This is a genomic window from Peribacillus sp. P4_C12, assembly GCF_056402095.1.
In genome coordinates this window covers 1-20,085 of sequence record NZ_JBFUIB010000049.1, presented here as the reverse complement: position 1 = coordinate 20,085, position 20,085 = coordinate 1, and the positions used below count along the sequence as shown (strand labels likewise).

General features: G+C 39.8%; 15 protein-coding genes and 1 riboswitch. Of the genes, 11 read left to right on the top strand and 4 right to left on the bottom strand.

Features of this window, described 5'->3' with window-relative positions; all coding sequences use genetic code 11:
• The 10 genes from AC1DUW_RS10410 to AC1DUW_RS10365 all read left to right on the top strand — a co-directional run.
• A partial coding sequence (locus AC1DUW_RS10410; protein WP_477642473.1) for a S8 family serine peptidase occupies window positions 1-3,191 on the top strand: 3,191 nt, incomplete at its 5' end.
• 28 nt (window positions 3,192-3,219) lie between these two features.
• Window positions 3,220-3,414, top strand: a complete 195-nt coding sequence (locus tag AC1DUW_RS10405; RefSeq protein ID WP_053348932.1) for a hypothetical protein — start codon at window positions 3,220-3,222, stop codon at window positions 3,412-3,414.
• Between the two features lie 353 nt (window positions 3,415-3,767).
• On the top strand, window positions 3,768-4,478 hold the full coding sequence (locus tag AC1DUW_RS10400; protein WP_057216560.1) for an SH3 domain-containing protein: 711 nt from the start codon (window positions 3,768-3,770) through the stop codon (window positions 4,476-4,478).
• Window positions 4,479-4,933: 455 nt separating this feature from the next.
• Entirely contained in the window at window positions 4,934-5,116 is a 183-nt protein-coding gene (locus AC1DUW_RS10395) for a hypothetical protein (RefSeq protein ID WP_477642472.1), read from the top strand.
• A gap of 25 nt (window positions 5,117-5,141) precedes the next feature.
• Window positions 5,142-5,324, top strand: a complete 183-nt coding sequence (locus AC1DUW_RS10390) for a hypothetical protein (RefSeq protein ID WP_477642471.1) — start codon at window positions 5,142-5,144, stop codon at window positions 5,322-5,324.
• Between the two features lie 2,023 nt (window positions 5,325-7,347).
• Window positions 7,348-7,459: riboswitch (SAM riboswitch) on the top strand.
• A 340-nt stretch (window positions 7,460-7,799) separates the two neighbouring features.
• Entirely contained in the window at window positions 7,800-8,822 is a 1,023-nt protein-coding gene (locus AC1DUW_RS10385) for a methionine ABC transporter ATP-binding protein (protein WP_053348929.1), read from the top strand.
• Window positions 8,823-8,835: 13 nt separating this feature from the next.
• Window positions 8,836-9,486 (top strand): methionine ABC transporter permease, encoded by a 651-nt coding sequence (locus AC1DUW_RS10380; RefSeq protein ID WP_053348966.1) that lies wholly within the window; start codon window positions 8,836-8,838, stop codon window positions 9,484-9,486.
• 22 nt (window positions 9,487-9,508) lie between these two features.
• Complete coding sequence (locus tag AC1DUW_RS10375) at window positions 9,509-10,381, top strand: MetQ/NlpA family ABC transporter substrate-binding protein (RefSeq protein ID WP_053348928.1); 873 nt, start codon at window positions 9,509-9,511, stop codon at window positions 10,379-10,381.
• A gap of 93 nt (window positions 10,382-10,474) precedes the next feature.
• Complete coding sequence (locus AC1DUW_RS10370; RefSeq protein WP_477642470.1) at window positions 10,475-11,680, top strand: M20 family metallopeptidase; 1,206 nt, start codon at window positions 10,475-10,477, stop codon at window positions 11,678-11,680.
• Window positions 11,681-12,221: 541 nt separating this feature from the next.
• On the top strand, window positions 12,222-13,346 hold the full coding sequence (locus tag AC1DUW_RS10365; protein ID WP_053348927.1) for a D-alanyl-D-alanine carboxypeptidase family protein: 1,125 nt from the start codon (window positions 12,222-12,224) through the stop codon (window positions 13,344-13,346).
• Between the two features lie 386 nt (window positions 13,347-13,732).
• Here AC1DUW_RS10365 and AC1DUW_RS10360 read toward each other — a convergent pair whose 3' ends face one another.
• Window positions 13,733-15,166 carry an aldehyde dehydrogenase family protein gene (locus AC1DUW_RS10360; RefSeq protein ID WP_053348926.1) on the bottom strand — a complete coding sequence of 478 codons (1,434 nt, stop codon included), beginning with the start codon at window positions 15,164-15,166 and terminating at the stop codon, window positions 13,733-13,735.
• A 27-nt stretch (window positions 15,167-15,193) separates the two neighbouring features.
• Complete coding sequence (locus AC1DUW_RS10355; protein ID WP_053348925.1) at window positions 15,194-16,828, bottom strand: acetolactate synthase large subunit; 1,635 nt, start codon at window positions 16,826-16,828, stop codon at window positions 15,194-15,196.
• A gap of 699 nt (window positions 16,829-17,527) precedes the next feature.
• On the opposite strand from AC1DUW_RS10355, the gene AC1DUW_RS10350 reads away from it, so the two are divergent.
• Window positions 17,528-17,695, top strand: coding sequence for a hypothetical protein (locus AC1DUW_RS10350; RefSeq protein ID WP_162878727.1), 168 nt, complete (start codon window positions 17,528-17,530; stop codon window positions 17,693-17,695).
• A gap of 279 nt (window positions 17,696-17,974) precedes the next feature.
• Here the strand turns inward: AC1DUW_RS10350 and iadA are convergent, their stop codons facing one another.
• Both iadA and AC1DUW_RS10340 read right to left on the bottom strand, forming a co-directional pair.
• Entirely contained in the window at window positions 17,975-19,147 is a 1,173-nt protein-coding gene (gene iadA / locus AC1DUW_RS10345) for a beta-aspartyl-peptidase (protein WP_053348924.1), read from the bottom strand.
• A gap of 48 nt (window positions 19,148-19,195) precedes the next feature.
• Window positions 19,196-20,085 (bottom strand): YfcC family protein (locus AC1DUW_RS10340; RefSeq protein ID WP_477642469.1); only part of this gene is annotated, 890 nt, incomplete at its 5' end.

The window sequence follows — 20,085 nt, the reverse complement described above, 5'->3', positions numbered from 1 at the left end:
GGGGAAATACACAAGGAATCCTTGCTGGAATCGATCAAGCGATTGAAGATGGCATGGACGTCATCAATATGTCGCTTGGCGCGCAGACTAACGATCCTTTATACGCCACTTCTGTCGCAGTAAATAACGCCATGCTTTCAGGCTTGGTGACCGTCGTTGCTGCAGGTAACGCCGGACCGAACGAGAAAACTCTTGGTTCTCCGGGAACAGCGGCTCTTGGCATATCAGTAGGTGCAAGCGATGCCTCCATGTCCATTCCTGCATTTAATGGAAGCGCTTCCGACGAGAAATTTGAAAATATGCAGCTCATAGGCAAAGATTTTTCTGATCGATTAGAAGAATTGCAAGGGAAATCCTTACCAATTGTATTTGCAGGACTTGGTAAAGCAACTGATTTTGCTGGGAAAGATGTCAGCGGGAAAATTGCGTTGATTCAGCGCGGGGAACTTGCGTTTGATGAAAAAATCAAAAACGCCAAAAACGCTGGGGCTAAATCAGTGATAGTGTATAACAATGTCGACGGGCAAATACCTGCCTACTTGGGTGAGGCCGTCGGGTTAGTCCCTTCTTTCCGCCTGTCAAAAGCGGATGGTGAGCGATTAAAGGGGCTGGGCGAAGGTTCTTTCACATTTGAAACGTTAAATAACACAAAAACGGAAGGCGATCATTTAGCAGATTTCAGTTCACGCGGACCGGTAAATGGAAATTATGATATAAAGCCGGATGTAGTCGCTCCAGGTGTGTCGATATTCTCTACGACACCGGAATTCATCAACGATCCGCAGGACGGTATTAATTACGGGAATGCCTATGTGCGCATGTCGGGTACATCGATGGCTACGCCACACGTGGCAGGTGCAGCAGCATTGATTTTGCAGGAGCATCCGGAATACACTCCTTTTGATGTAAAAGCGGCACTCATGAATACATCGAATGATTTAAAAGGGAATAATTCTGTATACGAAGTGGGTGCAGGACGAATCGATGCCTATCAAGCGGTTCATACAGATACATCCATCAAAGTATGGGATAAGACAAAAAATATCGAAAATGGAAACGTCGTAGAAATTGACGAACAAACAGGTTCTATCGTATTCGGCAGATATTATAAAAAAGGTAATGAACCAATTGAAGCAAGCAAAAAGGTGACGGTTCAAAACAACAGCCAGGAAGAGAAATCTTTTAAACTAGAAGTGGAGTATCATGGCGAGCGTAAAGGCATTCAAGATGCCGTGAAGAACGGTGTAAAAGTGGCGGTGCCTTCATCGATTACAGTGGGAGGCGGCCAAGTACAGGAGCTCCAGCCAAAAATAACGATTCCAACCAGCGCTGCGGCAGGAAGATATGAAGGGTACATTCATGTGACCAATACCAACAATCCAGACGAAACCTATCAAATTCCATTTGCTGTTATGGCGACGGAGAAAGGATTTGATTATGTCAAAGCGACTAGACCATCCGTGACAAATACAACACCTTTCTGGGAACTTAATGACACAAGGATCCATTTCATCATGAAGTTGAACAGTCCAATGACAACGATGGATGTGCTTGTAAAAGACAGTAAAACAGGAAAATCTGTAGGGTTCATAGGGACAGCGAACACTAACTTTCCAATAGATAGAGAAGTGTATCTTACGGGTGCGTTCAGTGGTACGGTCTTACCATTTACAAATGATCCGTCCCAGCCAATCAGTGATATTCCTATAAAGCTTCCAGCAGGCGACTATATACTGGAACTGATTGCACACGATGAGGAAGGGAAAACATATGTGGTAGACAATCCACTTATCGTGGACAATACAGCACCAGAAGTCAACATGGATATAAAATCGGGTGTAATCGAAATCAATGATTCTATGTTTACAGTAGAAGATGGCCAAAAAGCGGTGTGGCTGCATGGAACAGCTAAGGATGAGACAGTGGATCTATTACAATCTAAAGGGTTGGACATCGATCAATCGTCCAACACTATGGCTTACTATACAGGTGCCTCTGGATATATGGCTGGGTTCTTCCCGATTCAAGCGAATGGAGATGTAAAGTTAGGAATTGAGGAAAGTGATATTACAAAACAACCTATGAGATTGTGGTTGAGAACGTGGGATACTGCAACGGCAGTTGGTTACCAAAAGTATTACTTCATGAAAGAAGGAACGGAATATACGACTTCCAGTTATAACAAGAAAGAGTTAAAAGTCGACGATAGCTTTACGATGACACTCAGTCTTAATAATGTGAAACAGCTTGTCTCGGGAGAATTTAATGTAGAGTACTACAAAGACTTCTTCAAGTTTTCGAACGTGAAGCTGAACAAGGCAGTCAAACAATATGCAAAGGAAAAAGGCTTACAGGTATCACTAGATAAACCTGTTGTGACGGAAGGTACATTCAATAATAGTTTGAAAATCGGTGCTTCCATTACTGGAAATGCATTCAGAGGACTGGATGGAGACATGCCGTTCCTCGATGTAACGTTTAAAGTATCGAATGATGAAGTTTACGATGAAATTCCTGGATTTGAGGTAAAGAAGGGGTCTTATAAGAAATCCGGACAAACAGCAGACACTGCTATTCCTTTTTACGGCACTGAAGATCTTAAATTAATTCCTACACATACACAGTTGCTGGGATCCATCTTACCGGAAGCATTTTTGATATATGAATCAGGAGCAGCATTTTTGAAAAAAGCGGATTACTCAAAAATAGGAGCACAAGTATACGCTCTCTCTAGAAGTGGTAAAAAATATCCAGGAACAATTGATAAGAGTGGAAAATTCACAGTCAATGATATTCCTGCTTCCGATCAAGTATATACAGCTGTTTTTGATGTTCCGGGGCATCTGAAAGTGATGAAGAAGTTCATTCCTGGATATCATGAAAAAGGTGAGCTACGTGGGCAATTTCTTAGAATTGGTCAGAGAAGTCTTGCAGGGGATGTGAATGGCGACAAAATGATTGATATCCTCGATATCCAGAGTGTCGTTGATGCATATGGTACGAAGGATTCATCCATCGTGCCGCAAGATCTCAATCAAGATGGTGTGGTAGACGAGACAGACATTCGCTTCGTTGAGAAAAATTTCTTAACGAAGGGACCGGATGCGCCTGCCGATAAACAGCCAAAAGAAAAAATTGGAAAAAAAGGTCTGGAATACTTCCTGCGCCTGATCGGATTGGAGCCAAAGTAATAGCAATAGCAAGAATAGAAGGGGAGGAATGCAGAGCATTCCTCCCCTTCTTTTTTATAAAATAAGAAGAGCAGAGTTAAGAAAAGTTGATAAGTCCTCTTTTTTAGAAGATATGTACGGAGTACCAGATTTCTTCAACAAAAGGGCACCGACCCATCAGGTTAACGCTGCTGAATCTCCTTTACTCCTGCACCTGCTTCAATTAAAAGGGATGTGTGAGTAGATAAGAGGGGTCGATGTATCTTAAGTGATTATACGAAATTGTGCGTGTGTGTAATTTGCAACAAAAAAGGGGGAAATCTTGAGTATAAAGGCTGGACAGTTTGCTAAAGGTACGGGGCCAGGCGCCATGCCCAACCAAGATGTAACACCCACAATGGATAAGGCTAGATAGAGGCTATACAAGAGAAGGAAGGTAAGCGAATAGATGATCTAAACGTATATGGAAGTAGAAGAAAGGAAAAGGAAATCTTATCGGTATCCCTAACAATTTCTGGATAGTCTATACTTATCTAGACAGAAAATTTAAGGTCAGGTAGACTACAGATACAACTAGTTATAGAAAAGAGGTCCGATATGCGACGTGATATTCAACTGAATGAACGAGCTTTCTCTTCCAAGGAAGTGGCAGAAGAAGTGGGGATTGCAACTCCCACTGTTCGAAAGTATGGTCAAATCTTAGAGCGGAATGGATATGAGTTTTTGAAAGATGGAGATCGACGTATCTTTGTTCAATCTGACATCGGAGCGCTTATAGCGCTACGCGATACGGACAAGCCCCTAGACGATACAGCTAAAGACCTTGTATATCAACAAAAAGAAAGATTAGAAGGATCCTATGAAACAGAGGTAGCGATACCCGATACATATGAAGAAAATTTACCCCAGGACCCCAATCAATTAAAAGAGGTCTTAATGTTTTTAGTCAATGAACTCGCAGCCACACGTGAAATGAATGTCCAACTGACAAACGATATGTCAGAGCTTAAAACAAAGGTTTCCCGGCTCCAGCAAGATCATCATGTTATAAGTTCTAGTATTGGAAATTCAGCGCAAAGAACTAATGCTAAAATTGAACAATTAACTGAACAACAAAATAACCATTACGAAACATTGCTACAACAAGAAAAACAAAAAAGTGAACTCTTACAAAAAGAAATACAAAATATGCGGGTCGAACAGAAAAAAGAATGGACTTCCCAAAATGAGTTTAATAAACGTTTAGAAGAAGCGATACAAAAACGTTCAGAAAAATGGTGGGGGCTTTTCTCCATATTCAGAAAATAAGGTGACCGTTAAGTTTTTTTTGCCCAACTGTGTAATGATTCTTGGAAGCAAATTATTGATGTAGAAACATTTGATAAATCTTTTTTAAATATATAATGATGGATAAAAGTATTGAGATGCCACCCCACAAAACTTTAATAAAATCATAGAGCTATATGATTCGCGTAGCTGAAACACAGAATTAAGAAAGAGTAATTCAACTTTATAGGATTTGGTATCTGCTATGTAAGAGCTCGGCGATACCAATGTATTGACGTTCTATAGGCAAACAAAGGCTCAATTGAAATTCATTGGAGATTTGTTTAAGCGATATGCATCTAAAACAAAATACACAAGCAAGCAAAAAAGGCATGCTTGATAAAAAGAGAGTTGAGGAGGTTGAAAACTTGCATTCAAAAACAAGAGTCCTCCTTAATAGAGTTGCTCCAGACAGGGGTTGACCGTCTCCCTTTTGTATGTTTCGTATCGTTGGGCGATATAACATGCAAATAAATTCAAAACCTTTAGGTTTAATAGAAAAGCTGGGTTCGATATACAAGCATGATATACATCCGAATAAACGAGTATTCTCTTCTAAGGCAGTACCAGAAGAAGTGGGGATGCAACACCCACTGTTCAAAAATATGGTCAAAGCTTAGAACGAAACGGATATGAGTTTATAAGATGGTGATTCCTATCTTTATTCACTCCGACATCGAAGCGCTCATAGCGTTACGCGATACGGACAAGCCCCTAGACGATACAGCTAAAGACCTTGTGTATCAACAAAAAGATAGATTAGAAGAAACTAATGAAACAGAGATAGCGATACCTGATACATTTGACAACTCAATCCCAAACAATTAAAAGAGATTTTAATTGTTTTAATCAATGAACTCGTAGCTACGCGTGAAATGAACGTCCACTGACAAACGATATGCCTCAGCTTAAAACAACAGTTTCCCAGCTCCAGCAAGATCCATGTCCTTAATAGTGTTCCTCAAGAAAGGGGCTGATCGGTTCTTTTGTGTGTTTCGTAACGCTGGGCGATATAACATGCAAATAAATCTACAGAACCTTCATCTTTAATAGAAAGAGGGAGCCGATATGCGACAGGGTATACATCCGAATGAATGAGCATCCTCTTCCAAGGAAGTGGCAGAAGAAGTGGAGATACAAAATCCACTGTTTGAAAGTATTTTTAAAACTTAGAGCGATATGGATAGGAGCTGTTAAAAGATAGCGATTGGCATATCTTCGTTCAATCCGATATCGAAACGCTTATAGCGTTACGCGATACGGGCAATCCCCTAAACGATAGAGCTAAAGATTCTTGTATCAAGAAAAAGAAAGATTAGAAGGAACCAATGAAACAGAAATAGCGATACCCGATACATATGACAATTTATTTAACCCATGTTCCCATTCAATTAAAATAGATCTTAATGTTATTAACCAATGAACTCGCGCTCCGCGTGAAATGAACATCTAACTGATAAACGATATGTCATAGCTTAAAACTGAACAACAAAGAACCCATTACGAAATATTACTGTAATAAGAAAAAGGTTTCATTACCTTTTCTTTAGTCTCCTTTACGATATTAAGGTGTTAATTTACGTTATGACTATTTAAACCTAAGGCACCCAAATCAAAAGTAGAAATTCCTTTGTTCCAACTATTCGGAATCACCATTTTCAAATTTCAACAATTTCCCGAGAAATATCTACAAATTCTGAGTAGATATCGACAAAATTAGAAGTTTTTAAAAGAGATAGCGATACCCGATATATATGACAATTTATTTAACCCATGTTCCCATTCAATTAAAAGAGATCTTAATTTTTAACCAATGAACTCGCAGCTACGCGTGAAATGAACATCTAACTGACAAACGATATGTCATAGCTTAAAACTGAACAACAAAGAACCCATTACGAACCATTACTGCAATAAGAAAAAGGTTTCATTACCTTTTTTTTAKTCTCTTTTACGATATTAAGGTGTTAATTTGCGTTATAACTATTTAAACCTAAGGCAATCAAATTTAAAGTAGAAATTCCTTTGTTCCAACTATTCGGAATCACCATTTTCAAATTTCAACAATTTCCCGAGAAATATCTACAAATTCTGAGTAGATATCGACAAAATTAGAAGCTTCTAAATAGCGATTTGTTTTTGCTGATAAGAAAGTAGACATACTATAGAATTCAAACCCTATCGATTGTTTTTTAATTAAAAGAAATAAACTCTTCTAAGGAAAGAGCTTTTATAAAGATGCTAAAGGTGAAAAAAACATGTGTAGTCTTCCTTCCCTCTAATAATAAATGAACTTTTATTATTACAGATATGAGGGCAAAGGGTACTCACATATTTAAAACAGATGCAAAAAAGTTTATAACCGCATTTTCACCACGAAATATATGGAACTATATATTATTGTCTTTTCTTTTTGAAACTAAACGTACCGAAAGTTTGCTATCAAAAAATGGTCAAAAACTCAAAAACAAACGTAAACCCCAATCAAAAGATTGTAAGAGTGGGGGGCGCAGGGAGCTCCCCGCATGGATAAGGCAGACCGTGAGTAGCAACCCGAATAGTGAGTTTGCCAAAAGTTTGCCGTTATTTTATCAAGATACAGAGCTTTCCTTATGAGGAAGGAAGTCCTGATCCTGACTGACTTCGTTATGTTTTCGTTTTTTTGTAATAGAGTCTATGCCTAGGTTGACCGTATACATGGTATGCAGGGCAAAATCTGACCTGTCTTAAGGTATAGTTAAATGAACGATTAATAATTATACTATAAAAATATTTTAGATTATTCAAAATAGAGTTGACATTAGTGAAATTTGAATATATAGTGAGGAACATAATTAAATAAATACGTTATTTCTTATCAAGAGATGTGGAGGGACTTGGCCCTATGATACCTCGGCAGCGGGTTTTTACTTTTGTAAAAATACTGTGCTAATTCCAACGGACGAAAGTTTGAAAGATAAGAAGGAGCTTTTCTTAGATAATTAATTTAAGAGTTTACTCTTTTTTATGTCTAAAAGAGGCCTCTTCTGTCTGATGACGGAAGAGGCCTCTTTTGTTTATTCAGAATGTATATGGTTATTTGGAGAATTGGTGTAATTATTCGCAAGTTTTGCGCACTAATCGTGAATTATAAGCAATTACTCGTGAGTTTGACAGATTTACTCGTGAGTTTCGCGCATTTACTCGTGAGTTTCACACAATTACTCGTGAGTTACGAAAATTTAACCCTATCATTATGAAACTTTGCAAAGCTCTTCTCTGGATAATGAATTCGTACAAATAAACAGCATGGGGGGAGACAGAATGATTGAGTTTCAAAATGTTAAAAAGGTTTATCAAACAAAGAAACAGACTGTTGAAGCTTTGAAAGGAATTAATTTGACAGTTGAAAAAGGCGATATTTTTGGTGTTGTCGGTTATAGTGGAGCCGGAAAAAGTACGTTGATTCGGTTAGTCAATCTACTCGAACACCCTTCAGATGGACAGGTTATTGTTGGGGGAAAGGATTTAACCAAATTGAATCCGAAGGAATTACGGGCAGAAAAGAAAAAAATCGGCATGATTTTTCAACATTTTAACTTACTTAACTCAAAGACAGTTTTTGATAATATTGCCATGCCGCTAGTTTTATCGGGAACTCCCAGTAAAGAAATCAAAGAGCGGGTAGGCGAGTTGTTAGAGTTCGTTGGCTTATCAAGTAAAGCAAGGAGTTATCCGGAACAATTGTCTGGCGGTCAAAAGCAACGAATAGGGATTGCTAGAGCGTTGGCTACCAACCCATCGATTCTTTTGTGTGATGAAGCGACGTCAGCATTGGATCCACAAACAACGAGTGCTGTACTGCAACTCTTAAAAAAAATTAATAAAGAATATAATATTACCATTTTGCTAATCACTCATGAAATGTCTGTAATTAGGGAAATTTGCAATAAGGTTGCGGTCATGGAAGGCGGACGCGTGGTTGAACAAGGTTCGGTTTTCGAAGTTTTTGCGAAGCCCCAAACAGATATCGCAAAAAACTTTGTACGAACTGTTATTCACGACGAGATCCCACAAAGTTTCCTGAAAAATATCGGATCATATATTCCGATTATTTGGAAAATTAACTTTATTGGTACTACATCAGGCAATCCTTTACTTTCAACCATCTCGAAGAAATTTGATGTTCATTTAAGTGTTTTATCAGCTAATATTTCTGAAATTCAGGAAACACCTTTTGGAAATTTAATTATTGAAGTGACAGGGAACAAACAAGAGGTGGACAAGGCTTATCAATATATTAAAGATGAGGGGATTCTCGTCCAGGAGGTGCAGATAAATGGGTAATACACTTTGGGGAATGGAAATAACGGCAGACCAGCTGTCGACAGCTTTCGGTGACACACTTTATATGGTAGCCATCTCATTGATATTTTCCGGGCTGATTGGACTTCCGCTAGGAATCTTACTTGTCATTACAAGAAAGGGTCACATCCTGGAGAATAAATGGATCTTTAATGTATTGAACCCGGTCATCAATATATTGCGGTCGGTTCCTTTCATCATCTTGCTTGTAGCACTTATTCCGTTTACCAGAATGATTGTCGGCAGTGCGATCGGAACGAATGCGGCCATTGTTCCGCTAATCTTTTACGCGGCTCCTTATATTGCCCGGCTTGTGGAGAACTCCCTGTTGGAAGTGGACAAAGGGATCATCGAGGCAGCTCAGGCGATGGGGGCGACGACATGGCAAATCATTTATCGCTTTTTGATTCCCGAGGGACTTAGTTCGTTGATCCTTACATTTACAACAGCGACAATTGGCCTTGTTGGATCTACTGCTATGGCAGGTGCTGTCGGTGCAGGTGGGGTAGGAGATTTAGCCTTAGCTTACGGTTATCAAAGATTTGATACGATGACGATGGTCGTCACCGTAGCGGCGCTCGTGATCATCGTTCAATTATTGCAATCCACCGGGAATTTTGTTTCAAAAAAAATCAGAAGAAGATAACAATTATTAGGAGGTAGGAAAAATGAAGAAAATCTTATTAACAATCATGGTATTAGCATTTGCCGTCGTTGGTGCAGCATGTGGAAACAAAGCGGAGTCAACAGGTAATTCAGATGATGTGAAAACAGTGAAAGTCGGTGTCAGTAGCGGGGATACGAGAACATGGGAATACATTGTTGACTTAGCGAAAAAGGATGGGCTGAATATCGAACTTGTTACTTTTAATGATTATATCCAACCGAACCTTGCGTTAAGTGAAGGAGAAATTGATGCGAATTCATTCCAAACAGTTGCCTATTTCGATGAATTCGTTCAAGATCAAAATCTGAAATTAGAGGCCATCGGATCGACTGTCATTGCACCTATGGGCCTTTATTCGAAAAAACACAAAGATCTCAAGGATCTTCCAAATGGTGCTACTGTAGCTGTTCCGAATGAAGCAACAAACTTTGGACGTGCATTACTGCTTCTTCAAGAAGCTGGTTTGATTACATTGAAAGAGGAATTTAATGGATCAGGATCATTAGATATTATTAAAGAAAATCCGAAAAATTTGAAAATCAAACCTGTAGCTGCTGGCAATACGCCGCGTCTATTGGATGATGCCGATGCTTCAGCCATTAATAATAACTTTGCCGTTGAAGCAGGCCTTACTTTAAAAGATGCATTATTCCATGAAAGTAAAACAGCGAAACCATATATTAATATCATTGCGGTTAAAAAGGGAAATGCCGATCGTCCTGAACTACAAAAGTTAGTTGAACTTTATCAATCAAAAGAAGTGGAAGCGTTCATTGAAAAAACGTTTAAAGGAAACACCATTCCTGCATATGTTTCTGTAGATGAATTAGTGAATTACCAAGATGCTTGGACAAAACCAGCCAATGAAAAATGATGAATAGAACAAAGTGAAGGAATGCCGGATGGATTCAAGTTACCTATCCGGCTGCTTTTTTTATACAAATAAATAAAAAGGGGAGATAAGAATATGGGAATTGAATTAGCGAAGTCGCATCAGCAAATCATTGAGAATCACATCGACCTTCATTCCGAATTATATATCGAAACGAGTCAAGCCATTCATGCAAACCCCGAAATTGGGAATCAAGAGTTCTTTGCTTCGGATACGTTGACCAAATTACTTCAAGATGCAGGATTTGAAGTAAACCGTAATATAGCTGGGCATGAAACAGGATTCATCGCCAAAAAAGCCTCTGCAAAGAAAGGCCCCAAAATTGCTTTTTTAGCTGAGTATGATGCATTGCCAGGTTTAGGACATGCTTGCGGCCATAATATCATTGGCACTACGAGTGTCGCAGCAGGAATTTCACTATCTCAAGTACTAGAGGTAACAGGTGGAGAGGTGATTGTTTTCGGAACACCTGCTGAAGAGGGAGGGCCAAATGGAAGTGCAAAAGGCAGCTTTGCGAAGCACGGTTTGTTTGATGAGGTAGATGCAGCCATCATTATCCATCCAGCTGGTCAAACTGGTGTAACAAGTCCATTTTTGGCTGTAGATCCACTTGATTTTCATTTTTACGGAAAATCAGCACATGCAGCTGCTGCTCCTGAACAAGGTGTGAATGCTCTTGACGGGGTTATTCAGCTATTTAATAGCATTAGTGCTTTACGTCAGCAACTCCCATCTGAGGTCAAAATCCACGGAATAATAACCAATGGTGGAGAAGCACCTAACATCATTCCTGAATATGCTTCTGCCCGATTTTACATTAGAGCAACAACATGGAAGCTATGCCAAGATGTATCACGTAAAATACGTGATGTTGCTGAAGGGGCTGCACTTGCCACAGGAAGCACAGTTAAAGTCGAACGTTTCCAAAATGAAGTGCTTGATTTTGTCATAAATCCAGTTCTTGATGAACTGTTAAAGGAAGAACTGACTCAATTAGGAGAAACGGTAGCTCCTAGAAAAGATAGTGGCTTTGGTTCGACTGATGCGGGGAACGTAAGCCATATAGTTCCGACAGCCCATCCATATATAAAAATTGGACCAGATGATTTGATTGCCCATACGAATGAATTCCGCGACTGTGCTAAATCTCAAGAAGGAGACAAAGCCATCCTCACTGGTGCAAAAGCTCTTGCGCTTACAGGCTACCGGTTGATTTCGGATAAAGATCTGTTGGATAAGGTTAAAACAGCTTTTCATGAAGCGAAGCAAAAGGAAATATAAATAAATCGGATTGCAATGGTAGTTGGTCTTCTCCAAATCTATAAAATAAGAAGTGCATTAGCTTAGACAAGCGACATATATAGGTCAGATAAAGAAAAACAGAAGCCCTTTGGCTTCTTTTTTTGTTATTTCTTTTCTTTTTCTAGCATTCTTTTCAGCTTTTTGAGAAGCTTCCAGTAATCGTAGCTACCAATGCCTCAAATCACCTTCTGACCTTTTTTCACTTTTATTCCTCTCCCTAAAATGTATCAGCGTAGTTAATATGCGAAATGTCGGTGATACCCTAATTCAATGGTAAACAAAAAATCCCTATCTATTTAAATGGGGATTCTTTTTTCATTTAAATGGAGTATCCCACTAAAAGGGTCAGAACCCTTATAAAGTTATTTGAGGAAAGTAAAAGAAGGTTTTTATCCGAAATGTTTCCATGATTATTAAAGGGGAATTACTGTTTTATTTCAATTTCAATAAAACATCTCTAAACATTCAGATTTATTTTATTATGACTATATAGGATTTACTATCATTAAAGGAGAGGTATATGAAAAAGTTTTTCTTTATCTTCATTTTGGCTTTAATCCCCTTCGCCTCTACGACTGTAAGTGCAGAATCAGACTTACCTCTCATTAGTGAAGCTGGGATCATTATTGATGCGAAAAGTGGGAAAGTGTTATACGAAAAAAACACAAATAAAAAAATGTATCCAGCCAGTCTAACGAAAGTTGCTACTGCTATATATGCTATTGAGCACGGGGATAAGAATGAACTAGTGACTGTTAGCAAAAAAGCGGCTGAGGCAGACGGCTCTTCGGTATTTATTGAACCTGGGGAGAAAATAGAGCTTTCCAAATTAATTGCAGGAATGCTCATCAACTCCGGAAATGATGCAGCTATCGCAATTGCCGAGCATATGTCTGGTAGTGAAAAACTGTTCATGGAGGATTTGAATGAGTTTTTAAGGAAGGAAGTAAACGTCACCGATACTCATTTTACGAACCCCCATGGATTGTTTGACAAAAAACATGTAACTACAGCCAGTGACCTTGCGAAAATTACCCAATATGCAATGAAAAATGAAATTTTCCGTGAGTATTTTGGGAAGAAGAATTTACCATGGGAAGTGGAAACATGGGACACAACTCTAATTACCCATCATAAAATTTTAAAAGGCGAACTCCCCTATAAGGGAATAACCGGCGGGAAAACCGGTTTCGTCAGTCAATCCGGCTACACCCTGATTTCTACTGCTACTAGAGGAGAACAGGACTTGATTGCCGTCACTCTAAAAGCTCCTTCAGACAAAGTTGCCTACTCTGATACCAAGCTTTTATTCAACTATGGCTTTGAAAACTTTAAATCAGGCAAAATTGATAAAAAAAGCAAACTTTATTCAGCAGACTACTCTAATTCCTACACGCTGAACGAAGACTTATACTATACTCATTTAATTAGTGATCAACCTAGTCTGAAAACGAGTAATGATGGAATTCTCTCAATCATGAACCAAGAAGGGGAAGCAATAGAATCCTTTGACCTTAAAACGGTCGCTGATGTCAGGAACACAGTATTGCCTGCCTCGATTAAAAAAGAAACAATCGATGATGAGCTACTAAATTTTATGTCCCATCTCAAGGATGGGGAGGCTGTGTCATTCTTATCATTCTGATAACGGTTTTTCTAAAAAAAAGAAAAAAACGAAGTGATTTTAGAACTCGTTACTAAAGAAACTCACCGACTGGCAATCAGAGGCGTTGTTGCCTTATACTTTTCCCTAAAATCAGCCACTAAAGGGTGGCTTTAATTTAATAAATAGAACGAAGGAGCACACATATTATACATGACTAATATGTGTACTCCTTTATTTTTAAGGATTTTTATGATTTAGGTATTGATAATTCCAGGACAGGGCTTTTCTTTTAGGGGTATATAGTTATGTTGATATTAATACCTTGTTACTTCCGACGAATACTAGGGGACGACATCTTTAGGATATCGCCCTCTACATATACCACGATTTATATGGAACAAAATACTGCCTATTTATATTAATACTCAGTTGTCACTTATTTTAAAGCTAATGAATTTCTGCTCCATCATTTCTTCCATCGCATATTTGACGCCTTCTCTGCCAACACCGCTGTCCTTCCAGCCACCATATGGCATATTATCAATCCGATAGGTCGGGATATCATTAATGACGACTCCTCCCGTTTCCAAGCGTTCCGCCGCATAAAAAGCACGTTCTATGCTCGGTGTCATCACTCCTGAATTCAATCCGTAACGTGAATCATTTGCATCCTTGATGGCATCATCCAGCGTATCGAATGGGAAAATACAGACAATCGGACCGAATACTTCGAAACGAAATACCTTTGAGTCACGATTTACATCTGTTAAGACGGTAGGTAAGAGAACATTGCCTTCCACTGTACCGCCACACTCAATTTTTGCTCCTTCCTGTACTGCCTCGTCGATCCAACTTTGTAACCGCTCCAATGATTTTTTAGAAATGACCGCAGTTATATTAGTGCTTTCCTCGAGAGGGGATCCAATGACAAGTCGTTTTGTCCTACTGACGAATCGCTCCAAGAATTGTTGATACAGTGAATTGTGGACATAAATTCTTTGAATCGAGATACACACCTGCCCATTATTTGTAAAAGAGCCCATCACACTTCGTTCTATGACTTTATCGATGTCGACTCCTTCATCAATAATGAACGGCGAATTGGATCCGAGTTCAAGGGTTAGCTTACGAAAGCCTGCTTGCTGCTGGATAAGGTGTCCGACTTCGACACTGCCAGTAAAAGTCACTTTTTTTACATGTGGGTGGGTTGTCAAAGCTTCACTTAAGACATCCCCTTTGCCCGGAATGATGTTCAATACTCCTTCTGGAAGGCCTGCTTCTTTAAAAATTTCTGCAAGCACGAGCGAACTAAGAGGCGTTTGTTCGGCAGGTTTTAATACAATTGAATTTCCAGCCGCAATAGCTGGACCAACTTTATGGGCGACAAGATTAAATGGAAAGTTAAATGGGGTAATTGCCGTTACAACGCCAATCGGAGTACGAATCGTGAAGCCAAAACGGTTTACTCCACCCTGTGCCGCATCCATCGGAATTTGTTCTCCATAATTGTTCTTTGCCGCTTCTGCAGAAAAACGGTAGGTCTGAACCGTACGATTGATTTCCTCACGAGCATTTCGAATCGTTTTCGCCGCCTCTAGAGAAACGATTTTTGCAAGTTCTTCAGTGCGTTCTTCCATGATTGCGGCAGCTTTTACTAAAATTTCGGCTCGTGCATGCGCCGGGTAGGAACGGTATTTCTGAAAAGCGGCATTTGCCTCTACGATCGCTTCAATGGCATCCGCTGGTTCAGCCTGTCCGATTTGTGCAATTTCTTCATTTGAATGTGGATTAAATAACGGCTCATACGATTTAGCCTCACGCCATTTGCCACCGATCCACAATTGCCACTTTTGCTTCATCTGACATTCCTCCAATAATACATGCTTTTATAATTTGCAAATATAATCACCTAGTGTTTTCGAAAGCTCTACATTTTCCGAGTAATCGACATCCACATCAATCAAGACAATCTCCTTACTCGCAACCGCTTCCTCTAATGTGTGAAGCAATTCATCGGAGTGGGTTACTTTGACCCCTTTAACACCAAAACTTTTAGCGAATTCTAAAAAGTCTGGGTCTGTAAATTCAATCGCATTCGTACGATCAAACTTATTCAATTGCTTCCACTCGATTAAGCCAAATTTTGAATCATGGAAAATGACAATCACGAAGGCAAGACCCAGACGTTTAGCAGTTGCCAATTCAACACCATTCATCAGAAATCCACCATCACCTGTGACCGCAATGACAGGTTTATCAGGTTTTGCTAGTTTGGCCGCAATAGCACCGGGAACCGCAACACCCATCGATGCAAAGCCATTAGAAATGATAGTGTGATTAGGCTTTTCGGGCTGATACAACCGGGCAATCCATAATTTATGAGCGCCTACATCTGAAATGACAATGGCATTCCCTTTTTCCGCCTTTTTCAAATCGGCAATAATTCGCTGAGGGATGATAGGGCTTCCTGATACTTCATCCGAAGAATGAAGCTTTTCAACAATCTGAGACCTTAACCTTTTCACTTCTGGCCAAAGTTCTTTTTCTTCAACTTCAGTAGTCAAGGCTTCAAGTGTCTCTGTGACGTTACCGACCAATTCAGCTTGAACCGGGTAATAAGCATCAATCTCAGCTGTTCTGGCATCAATATGAATAATCGGTTTCATCGCCTCATCGTTCCAATATTTTGGCAAGTACTCGACGAAATCATAGCCGACGGTGATAATGAGATCGGCCAAATCAAACCCGCATAGAACATAATCCCTTGCTTGCATCCCTACTGTATAAAGGGTCAATGGATGGTCGGAAGGTAAAACCCCTTTGGCCATGAACGAATTCACAACTGGAATTTGCTTCGCTTCTGCAAATTTCCGCAAGGCCTCTGTAGCTCCATCACGGATCACGCCATTGCCAGCTAGAATAATCGGCTTTTTAGCGCGATTGATTAATTCTACGGCTTTTTTGATTTCTGCTTCGGCAGGGCGGGATCTTGGCATTGGTGTAACTGGTAGTGGTTCACCTTCTGTATCCATCATTGCCACATCTTCAGGGAGCTCGATATGGACAGCTCCTGGCTTTTCAATGACAGCTGTCTTAAATGCTTTACGGATAATTTCCGGAATCGTATGTGGCACCTTAATTTGTTGATTCCATTTCGTTACTTCCTCAAAAACTCCAATAATGTCCACATATTGATGCGACTCCTTATGAATGCGATCAAGGCCCGCCTGACCTGTGATGGCGACAACAGGTGAATAATCCAGATAAGCATTGCCTATCCCGGTTAATAAATTGGTTGCACCCGGTCCCAATGTGCCCAAACAAACACCTGGCTTTCCAGTTAGCCGACCATAGATGTCTGCCATAAAAGCAGCTGCTTGTTCATGATGAACTAAGATAAATTTAATATCAGAGCCTATTAGAGAATCAACTAAATCCGTATTTTCCTCACCAGGTATTCCAAAAATATACTTAACTCCTTCATTCTCTAAACATCGTACAAACAAATCTGATGCCTTCAAACTATTCCCTCCTCAACCAATTCAATTTCTTTCCTTATATGTTGGCACTGCTTATGAAATATTATGTACCTGAGTGTTTTAAAAACCATTTCGTCTATTTATGAATGTTTTGAGCAAATTCAGAAGCATCACGCCATACTACGGAATTACTCAGTACTAGGAAGATTAGCTTTTTTTAGCAAAAATCGGTCTAGAAATGCGGCACTATTCTTTTAATGGTGATAATGAAGGGAAGCTGTTTTAAAGGAATGAATACAAAAATATCGTAAATGCCCAAAGTATATGTGAGAAGTAGTTACTCGTGGTTTTTAAATCGTGATTGATGAAGAAGCCCTTTTTATTGGAATGATAGGTCGCCAAAATTTGCCGAAGAAGAAAAATACGATAGATAAACAAAGCTGATAACCAAAAGATATATCTTATTGAAGGATCCGCTTTTTTCGCAGTGAGAGGTAAATGGGGGGATCGTCTGCTTCCATATTGCATGTAGAAGCGTGCTAAAAATATCGCTTCTGGTAAGCTGTTCATCCCTGGCAGGTTTGTGATTGCTTCTCGATGGGTGCTGATCTCGTAAATATTGCGCGTGATTCATGAAATCCGTTAGAAAATAGGTGTAAGTTCGTAAACAGTGAAATTAAATCATAATTTTTTTTCGCTGGAGAAAACTAAACGAGCAAGAATAGAAAGGGGAGAATAAGTATGAGTCGTGGTAAAAATTTTAATCACAAAGAAAAAGGACATCCTGGAAACTTACCTAATAATAGAATAAGCGAAGAGAAGGAACACAGTCGACAGTATGAACAGATTGAAGATATTGTTACACATGAAGCTTTTAAAAATCGGGAAAAAGAGGACGAGATGCCTTAATTTACTCAGCAAATTAATCGGGTGGAATAAATGGTTAGATATTTGTGGAATAATCGCTAATTAGTTTGATAAAACAAGGCTTGTGTCCCATCAAAATATTTAGACATTTAAATTTTTCCCGTTCGTAAAAGTACAACTTTTTTGAACGGGTATTTTTGTTTAAAATAGGTAGATTTTACGTTCGTTAAAGTTGAAATACACTTTTGTATGCCTGTAGTTTTGTAAACATAGAGGCATCGCTCAGAACCTGCTTTTCTCCTTAAAAATCTTGATCTATCCTTATTCAAACGTTCCTTTTATTAGCGGAACCTGCTTTTCTACCATCACTTGTCCTCTTGCCATTACTGTATCGATTGTCAATGTTTCCTTTTGCAAAAATACGATATCGGCATCCTTGCCGGTTTGGATGCTGCCCTTGCTCGAAAGCTTTAGCACTTGTGCGGGGTTCGTGGTGATGACCCTCAGAGCTGTTTCCAGCGGGATGCCTTCCTCTAAAACAGAATCACGCACTTCGTGATATAGCGACGATACTTTTCCTACTTGTAGGCCTGCATACTCCCCGTGGCTGTTAAAGAAGGGAAGGCTTGCTTGCCCGTCTGAAGAGAAGGTGATGTGTCCGACTGGAACCCCTTCTTCCAGCATCATGCGCAAGCCCATGCTGCACTTCACTTCGCCTTCCTCCAAAAATTGAGGAATGGTACTTGTGGTAAAGTCTACATATCCGCCTCGCTTTGCGTAATCAATTCCCGCCCTGAATAATTCTTCATTTCGATTGATATGTGTCGGATGGAGCTGCCGAATCGGAATGTCGGTTTTATCTGCAATTTCATGCAGCAAGGAAAGCTTTCCATCTCCGTCCCCTACATGAACTTCTAATATCCCAGCTTTTCCTGAGAGGATACCTCCATTGCGTGCCGCAGCGGCGACTTTAGTCAGTTCCTCAAATGTGGGTTCTGATGATCTATGGTCGGAGATTGCAATCTCTCCAACACCGATAATTTTATCGATTAAAATAATATCGTCTTCGATTTTTCCCGTCAATGTTTTTACTGGCACTTGATAGGAGCCTGTATGAATGAAGCAGGATATACCCTCTTCTTCAAGCGCCCGCGCCTTGGCAAGAAGGCTTTCCATTCTACGCGTAGTTCCGTCCGTACCAAGTAAGCCAACCAGCGTTGTAATACCTGAAGTAGTAATATCAGTGAGCATCAGCTCGGGGGTGCGGGTTTTGAATCCGCCCTCGCCCCCTCCACCGATAATATGAACATGTGAATCTATAAAACCCGGAACAACCAAAAGATTAGTCGCATCAATGATTTGAATAGGGGCAAAGTTGTCAGGAATCTCGATTTTGTCATCTATAAATGCGATTTTATCGTTTGTAATCAATATGTCTTTCCGTCCTAAGTAATTGGGTGAGTATATCTCGCCATTTTTAATTAAAGTAAGCAATTCGTTTCTCCTCCTGTAAATACTGTTTCTTTCTTGTAAATACTGCTATCAGAATGGACCATACCCGATGAAGTGGGCTATGATAACAGCTATTAATCCGATGAGATATTGAATGAGCACCAGCGGCAAAATCCACTTCGCCCACTTTGTCCAAGGAATGCCTGCGATTGCTAAGCCCGCCATTAAGGTGGTAGCGGTCGGGAAAATCATATTTCCGATTCCGTCTGCGAAAGAGAAAGACAACACTGCAGTTTGGCGTGTAATATCCAATAAGTCTGCGAGCGGCACCATAATTGGCATTGTCAGCATCGCATGACCGGTGCCGGACGCTAGAATAAAATGAATAAGAGTTTGGAAGCTGTACATGCCGGCAACGCTTAAAAAGGCCGGGATATGCTGGATAGATTCAGCTACTTGATGCAGCATAGGGTCGACGATATGGCCCTCATTCAATACGACAAGAATGGCCCGTGATACGCCGATTATCAAAGCGCCGCCAAGCAAGGCTGCAGATCCATTAGTAAAGGAGTTGACAATGTGATCTGCAGACAGTTTTCCGATGATTCCAATTACGATTGTCAATAAAATGAATAAGGCAGCGATTTCTGTCATGTACCATTGGAACTTGATGACTCCAAACGCCAAGACGATATAGTTAATTAAAAAAGCTACTAAGATGAGCTTATGTCTCGCTGTTAACTTTGCACTTGATTGCAGCAGGTTTTTCGCTTCTTCTTTTGTATATTTTCCGTAGATTCCTATAGAAGGATTTGTCTTTACCTTCATCGCGTAACGATAGATATAAAGAACGGAAACCAGATAGACAATAACAAATAAAATAAGGCGGAACCCTATGCCTGAGAACATCGGCAATTCTGCGATTCCTTGGGCAAGTCCTACTGTGAATGGATTCATGACGGCAGTCGTAAACCCTGACA